This window comes from Seonamhaeicola sp. (genome assembly GCF_028281565.1).
Lineage (GTDB): Bacteria > Bacteroidota > Bacteroidia > Flavobacteriales > Flavobacteriaceae > Seonamhaeicola.
In genome coordinates this window covers 21272-27781 of record NZ_JANQJQ010000040.1, presented here as the reverse complement: position 1 = coordinate 27781, position 6510 = coordinate 21272, and the positions used below count along the sequence as shown (strand labels likewise).

At 35.8% G+C, this 6510-nt stretch carries 7 protein-coding genes and 1 tRNA gene; 4 read left to right on the top strand and 4 right to left on the bottom strand.

Annotation, left to right across the window (positions count from 1 at the left end; translation table 11 throughout):
* Nucleotides 1-75, top strand: a tRNA-Val gene (locus tag Q0983_RS16175).
* 31 nt (nucleotides 76-106) lie between these two features.
* A complete protein-coding gene (locus tag Q0983_RS16170) occupies nucleotides 107-355 on the top strand; it encodes a GIY-YIG nuclease family protein (protein ID WP_299555725.1) in 249 nt (82 codons plus the stop codon).
* Nucleotides 356-1150: 795 nt separating this feature from the next.
* Here Q0983_RS16170 and Q0983_RS16165 read toward each other — a convergent pair.
* Nucleotides 1151-1390, bottom strand: coding sequence for a hypothetical protein (locus Q0983_RS16165; protein WP_299555723.1), 240 nt, complete (start codon nucleotides 1388-1390; stop codon nucleotides 1151-1153).
* A 50-nt stretch (nucleotides 1391-1440) separates the two neighbouring features.
* Entirely contained in the window at nucleotides 1441-1722 is a 282-nt protein-coding gene (locus tag Q0983_RS16160; protein WP_299555721.1) for a hypothetical protein, read from the bottom strand.
* Between the two features lie 112 nt (nucleotides 1723-1834).
* Between Q0983_RS16160 and Q0983_RS16155 the strand changes: the two genes are divergently transcribed.
* A complete protein-coding gene (locus Q0983_RS16155; protein WP_299555719.1) occupies nucleotides 1835-2155 on the top strand; it encodes a helix-turn-helix transcriptional regulator in 321 nt (106 codons plus the stop codon).
* 75 nt (nucleotides 2156-2230) lie between these two features.
* Complete coding sequence (locus Q0983_RS16150) at nucleotides 2231-3001, top strand: LuxR C-terminal-related transcriptional regulator (protein WP_299555717.1); 771 nt, start codon at nucleotides 2231-2233, stop codon at nucleotides 2999-3001.
* A gap of 179 nt (nucleotides 3002-3180) precedes the next feature.
* Here Q0983_RS16150 and murF read toward each other — a convergent pair whose 3' ends face one another.
* A complete protein-coding gene (gene murF / locus Q0983_RS16145; protein WP_299555715.1) occupies nucleotides 3181-4458 on the bottom strand; it encodes a UDP-N-acetylmuramoyl-tripeptide--D-alanyl-D-alanine ligase in 1278 nt (425 codons plus the stop codon).
* A gap of 86 nt (nucleotides 4459-4544) precedes the next feature.
* Nucleotides 4545-6239, bottom strand: coding sequence for a gliding motility lipoprotein GldJ (gldJ, locus tag Q0983_RS16140; RefSeq protein ID WP_299555713.1), 1695 nt, complete (start codon nucleotides 6237-6239; stop codon nucleotides 4545-4547).
* Between the last annotated feature and the right edge of the window lie 271 nt (nucleotides 6240-6510).

Here is a 6510-nt window from a genome sequence, read left to right as displayed (position 1 = left end):
GGGCGCGTAGCTCAGTTGGTTCAGAGCACTTGGTTTACACCCAAGGGGTCAGGGGTTCGAATCCCTTCGCGCCCACAAGGCTTCCAGAAATGGGAGCCTTTTTTGTATGGAAAAATTTTATATTTATATACTGTTTTCAGAAGAGTTGGACAAATATTATGTTGGTTCTACAAATAATATTAGCGGTAGAATTGAACGTCACTTATTAAGTAAAAAGGGGTTTACGTCTAAGGCAAAAGATTGGGAATTAAAGTACTTTGAAGTTTTTGAGACTCGATCAGATGCTTTGTCTAGGGAAAGGCAGATAAAAAAATGGAAGAGTAGACGTATGATAGAGAAACTAATAGGGGCTTAGTTCAGTTGGTTCAGAGCATCCCGATTTTACATCGGGAGGGTCAGGGGTTTCCCGAAGCTAGTTCGGGACAAGCTGAATCCCTTCGCGCCCACATCAATTACAATTCCGATTTGAATTTTTTCAAATCGGAATTTTTGTTTTTGGAAAGCACTGAGCTTGCTTGAAGTGTTTTCCAAAAGCAAAAATTATAAGGTATGCGAAAGCATACGGGAATTGTACTTGCGGGAGTGGTCTCGCTCAGGGATATACAATCCCTCACACCTTTGGAAAGGTTACTTTTTATTTTCATTTATAGTATTCCAACACTTTTAGATAATTATTATGTCGAATAACGAAACCGGTTGTCAAATTAAAAAGGATTTGCTCCCGGGATCAGGGATGGGTTTTGAGAGACTATGAAGTGTTTTCCAAAAACAAAAATTATAAGGTATGCGAAGGCATACGGGAATTGTACTTGCAGGAGTGGTCTCGCTTAGGGATATGTAATCCCTCGCGCCCAAAACTAAAGAGGAGGGTGTCTAAAAAGCCTTTATTTTCATTGTCAGGTTGAGCTGTGTAGAAACCTATTGATTGTCATCAATGATTTAAGACATTTCGACTGCGCTCAATGTGACATACGGATTACTTTTTAGACACCCTCTTTTCTAAATGCTCAGAAAAACCGTAGTTTGCAAAAGTACCCAGCCCAAACTTCAAGAGATTTTTAGGTGACAATACAAGTTCAGGCCGGGTGACATGGAAGCAACACTTCAAAATTACTTTTGCTATTAAGTATTCTTAGAATTAATAGTTTGATTACCAAAATTCAACAACTATGTTTCCTCCTGAAGCCTTTAATGTGGTGTTTAAAGGAACTTCTTCGCAAAGCCTTGCCAATTGAATGATTTGTTGTCTTACCAGGGGCTCCTTTACAACGGTATAAACCCCATTTATATGATTGGTAAGGCAATCTTCAGTAGGCCCCTCAACAGTTGTGTTGAAAATTTCTTTAAAGCGGTTTTCTATTTTTTGGTGTTCTCTTTTTTTTATAGGCATTTTTAAGATTTTAGAAAAAGGGCTTTTATCAATGATGTAAATTCAATTAGTTATTTTAAGTTTTGAAGATTCTCTTTTAAGCGGTCTGAAATGGCTTTAAATTCACGAGCCACTTCAATGATGGCATTAAAGACCATAATGTTTTTACTAATACCAGCCTTGACATTTCTAACCGTTTGCCGGTCTATAGTAACATCTTTAGCCTGAAGCTTTTCAATGACCTTATTGGTGTACTCTTTGGGAAGATGATTTAAGAGTAACTCCTTTAAAGCCTTTTGTTGAATTGGTGTAGAGACGTCATAATATGAGTATAATTTGTTTAAATTTGTCATAATTCATTTAAAAATGTTTAGATTTGAGTGAATTTACATACAAATATATATAAATAATTATATAAACAAAAATAATTATAACAATAAGTATAATTTTTAATTATTCTAAATAATGACCTTTGAGGAAAAGCTTAAAAAAGTAATAAAGAGTAAATATGCTACATTGAGTGAATTGGCCAAGGAATTTGATATGAATTACTCTCAGCTTTCTCAGTATGTAAACGGAAAGAAAATATCGATAGATTTCCTTAATAAAATTATTAAAGAGTTTCCTGAGGTTGACTTAAACTGGCTGTTAAGGGATGCTACGGAACGTACCGTGAATGAAGAAAGGCCCTATTATAAAACGTTTCGGGATAATGAGGAGATCATTAACAGAATAGAAGAGCTGTTGGCAGATTTAAAATCTCAACTGACCCAGGAAAAGAAATAACATACTTTATTTTTTACTATATCTCTAAGAAGTTCATATTCTTTTTGCTTAACTTTAGCAGGAATTGTTATAAATATGATATTAAGGGATATTAAACTTGCTTATCAGGATATCTTTGAGTCTTATGATAATCCTTCTCTCGAAAAGCACATTGAAAAAATTATAGAACTGGATGCCTATTGGCCGTATAGTTCTACTTTTTTTTGCATTACTAATACACAAGACCTGTCTTTTGAATACATAAGCAAGAACATGACTTCTTGTATTGGAATTGATAGAGCAGAGTTTCATAAAGGCGGGATGAAATATTTTTGGAGCAGAATTCACCCGGACGATGTTAAGCCCTGGTTAAAGGCCCTTAATGATCTAATGGATTTCACCTTAGATACCATTTCTGAAGAAAAAAGAAAGCAAATGAGCTATACCTGGAATTACAGGTTTAAAAACGCCCGGGGTGTTTATGTTAACATCATTCAAAATACAACACCTTTAGTGCTGGATTCTCAATTAAAGCCAATTATAGGCCTTGCACATTATACGGTTTTAGATCACCAAATTAAATTGGATATTACTGCCACAGCTAAATTACTGAATGATAAAAACGAATACGAAACCAAGTATTTTAATAATTTCTCGCAAAAGCTTTTAACTAACGGGATCAGTAACAGGGAACGTGACATCATCAGGTTATTGCTACTGAATAAATCCAGTAAAGAAATAGGGGAGAAGCTCAATATCAGCTCTCATACGGTTGATACCCACAGGCGTAATATTCTAAAAAAACTTCAATTGTCTTCCACCGGAGAACTCATTGCTTTAATTAAAGCGAATAAAGCTATTATATAATGTTTGTCTAATTAATAGGTGTTATAACGAAAAGAATTGAAATTAGATGATTAATACTCAAATTGAGTATTGTGGTACTTGCGTTATTTTCAGATATTTACCATGCTATTAATTAGTTCTTAGGGAGAACTTAAAGGAAGTGTTGTTATAATTTTTTCAAAATTAGAAGCAGCACTTTTTTAATTTAACAGATCAAGGATCCTTTCCAGGGCCATACCCCTGGAGCCCTTAATTAAAAGGGTTGACTTATTAAGCAATGCGGTATTAAAATCATTTTTAAAGGCATCAAACGATATAAATTTGGAAGCTTTGGAAGCATTTAGGTCAGTCATAAAAAAGTTGTCCCCAACAAATACCAATTGATCAATATCTAAAGAAATAGCTAAATCAACCATATTTTGATGTTCCGTTTCAGCATCCTTTCCCAATTCAAACATGTCACCTAAAATAGCTATTTTGTTTCCCGGTTGCTTTTCAAAATTCAGTAAAGCGGCTTTCATACTGGTCGGGTTGGCATTATAAGCATCCAGGATGATCCTGTTGTTGCCTTTATTTATAATTTGAGAACGGTTATTGGCAGGAATATAATGCTCAATGGCTGTTTTAATAGCCTGGTCCTTAACTTTAAAATAATGCCCAATGGCAATGGCTGCAGCTATGTTGCCAAAATTGTACTCGCCAATTAAATGACTTTCAATAATCAAATTATTATACCCGGTTTTTACATAAGGTACGGTACCTATAAGATTGATTTGAAGGTCAGATGCTTCATTTCCAAAACTAAAGGTCCGGGAATTTTTGGTTTTTTCCATTTGAATAGCATCATTGGCATTTACAAAAATGGTCTTTTCATTGGAAATTAAATGCTCATACATTTCACTTTTACCCTTAATAACACCCGCTACACCACCAAAACCTTCCAAATGCGCTTTACCAAAGTTTGTAATGTACCCGTAATCAGGCTTTGCTATCGCACATAAAAAATCAATCTCTTTTAAATGATTAGCGCCCATTTCAACAATGCCAATTTCTGTTTCTTTAGTCATGGAAAGCAGGGTTAACGGAACGCCAATATGATTGTTTAAATTACCGGTCGTAGCAGTCGTGTTATATTTTTGAGATAACACGGCGTTTATTAACTCTTTGGTGGTTGTTTTACCATTACTCCCGGTAAGCGCTATGATCGGAACATTCAAATAATCCCTATGGAATGTGGCCAGTTTTTGAAGGGTTTCAAGAACATTATCAGTTAAAATGATATTATCCCGGGTGGCATAGGCGGCTTCGTCAACAACAGCGTATTTAGCACCTTTTTCTATGGCTTGATCTGCATATTGATTGCCGTTAAAGTTTTCGCCCTTCAAGGCAAAAAACATATCGCCTGCTTCAATTTTTCTGGTATCTGTATTTGCTTTGCTACACTTTAAAAAAAGCTGATGAAGTTGTTCCGTATTCAATGATCTGAGATGTAAATTTTGAATTAAAAGTATTAAAAAAAGTCCTAACTAAAAGCTAGGACTTTTTAATTTATCTAAAAGAATGATTAATTCTTAGTTTTATTTTTAGACTTACTTTTTGAGCCTACACGAGACATGGCACATCTAAACCCGATATAGTCTGTAGCCATATCTTGTGGGAAGTAGCGTCTTTGTGCCGGATCTAACCAGTATTCTCTGTCTTTCCAGGAACCACCTTTGTAAACTCTAACCTGGTCATTAATTAAAGAGGTTCTGTTGTTGTCTTTATCAAATTCTCTGATAATGTTACCATCTTCATCTCTGGTAATGGTATGTTTTGGTGAGTTATACATCTTTCTGGTCTCGGCATCTCCATTTCCTTCTTCACCTTCTTCATCATTAAAGCTTTCAAAGTAACGGGAAGAACGCTTGTCTCCATCTCTAAAGTTAATTTCGTTACTTCTGTCAAAGTTGGTACGCAGATAAGTTTCGTTTTCGTCAATTGGAATCTGCACTATTTCACCAGGTAAATTTCTGGCAACAACTTTACCGTTAGAAAGGGTGTCATAAACAATGTCATCGATAGTAACGACTTTTACAGTGCCGTCATCGTTAATGGCATTTTTAGTATAAACATTACCACGATAGTAGTTAAAATCATTGAACTCATCATCAACAATAGGTCTGTAAACATCAGCAACCCATTCTGCCACGTTACCGGCCATATCATATAAACCAAAATCGTTAGGCTCATAAGATTTAACAGCGTTAGTGATATCGGCGCCGTCATCAGACCAACCTGCAATACCGCCGTAATCACCTTTACCTTGCTTGAAGTTTGCTAATTGGTCACCACGGTATTTTCTGCTTCCGTTACGTGTGTATTGTCCGTCCCATGGATATTTTTTACGTCCACGGTATAAGTTATAACTTCTAATTTCGCTTAATCCTAAAGCGGCGTATTCCCACTCTGTCTCTGTTGGGAGTCTGTATTTTGGAGAAATAAGACCGGTTTCGCGAGTGGCATATATACCGGTTTCATTTCCGTCAGCATCAACCTGTACATTTCTTCTGCCTCTGCCATCACCATTAATAACCTCTTCATTACCACCATAGGTTAATGTTGGAGCATTAATGTATGTATCCGTATTAAAAGTAGATTCAGCATTAACATCGGTAATTTTGGCATCACGCTTTAAGTATCCGGCTTTTTCCAAGTTATATTCGTTTACACGGTCAGATCTCCAGTTAGCAAATTCAACAGCCTGGATCCAGCTAACGCCAACCACAGGATACTCACCGTAACCAGGGTGACGTAAGTAGTTCTCTGTCATTACTTCGTTAAAACCTAAACGGTTTCTCCAAACTAAAGTATCCGGCAAAGCACCGTGATAGATTGCTCTGAAGGTTTCGTCAGATGGTGGGTATACTCTTTTGATCCAATCTAAGTACTCCATGTACATAGCGTTGGTAACCTCAGTTTCGTCCATATAAAAAGACTGAACGTGTTGCTGAGTAGGGCTGTTATTCCAGTCATGCATAACATCGTCCTGAACACGACCTTTGGTAAAGGTACCCCCTTCAATAAATACCAAACCGGGAGCCGTTTCCTGCTCTTTAAAGTTTGTATTGTACTGAAAACCACCTTCTCTAGAATTTATTTGCCATCCTGTAGCTCTTGAGGTATTCTTTGAACTCGAAGATTTTTTACAACCAGTTGTAACCACTGTTAGAGCTAAAACTAATAAAATCTTGAATGCTACTACTTTTTTCATATCCATAAGTTTAAGTAAGCTAATAATATTTTTGGTGCTGCAATATAAGAATTAAACCGAATAAAGCAAGCTGTTTTTTGCATTTTAACCAAAAAAAAGTGTATTTCACCCTGTTTTTGGTGCATTTCATCGATGATTTTGCCGTTTTTTACAGCCATTTAGTGTTGTAATAACGTGCGTTTAACCAATTTATTATTGTATTTTTGTTTCAAAATCCAAAATTGTAGATTTTTAAATAATAACACATCGTTAATGGCGTTATTTTAGCAATGAAACG

Excerpts from the sequence above, each read along its gene's own strand:
- Q0983_RS16170 (WP_299555725.1), top strand. The coding sequence starts at position 107 with ATGGAAAAATTTTATATTTATATACTGTTTTCAGAAGAGTTGGACAAA.
- Q0983_RS16165 (WP_299555723.1), bottom strand. The coding sequence starts at position 1,390 with ATGCCTATAAAAAAAAGAGAACACCAAAAAATAGAAAACCGCTTTAAA.
- Q0983_RS16160 (WP_299555721.1), bottom strand. The coding sequence starts at position 1,722 with ATGACAAATTTAAACAAATTATACTCATATTATGACGTCTCTACACCA.
- Q0983_RS16155 (WP_299555719.1), top strand. The coding sequence starts at position 1,835 with ATGACCTTTGAGGAAAAGCTTAAAAAAGTAATAAAGAGTAAATATGCT.
- Q0983_RS16150 (WP_299555717.1), top strand. The coding sequence starts at position 2,231 with ATGATATTAAGGGATATTAAACTTGCTTATCAGGATATCTTTGAGTCT.
- gldJ (WP_299555713.1), bottom strand. The coding sequence starts at position 6,239 with ATGGATATGAAAAAAGTAGTAGCATTCAAGATTTTATTAGTTTTAGCT.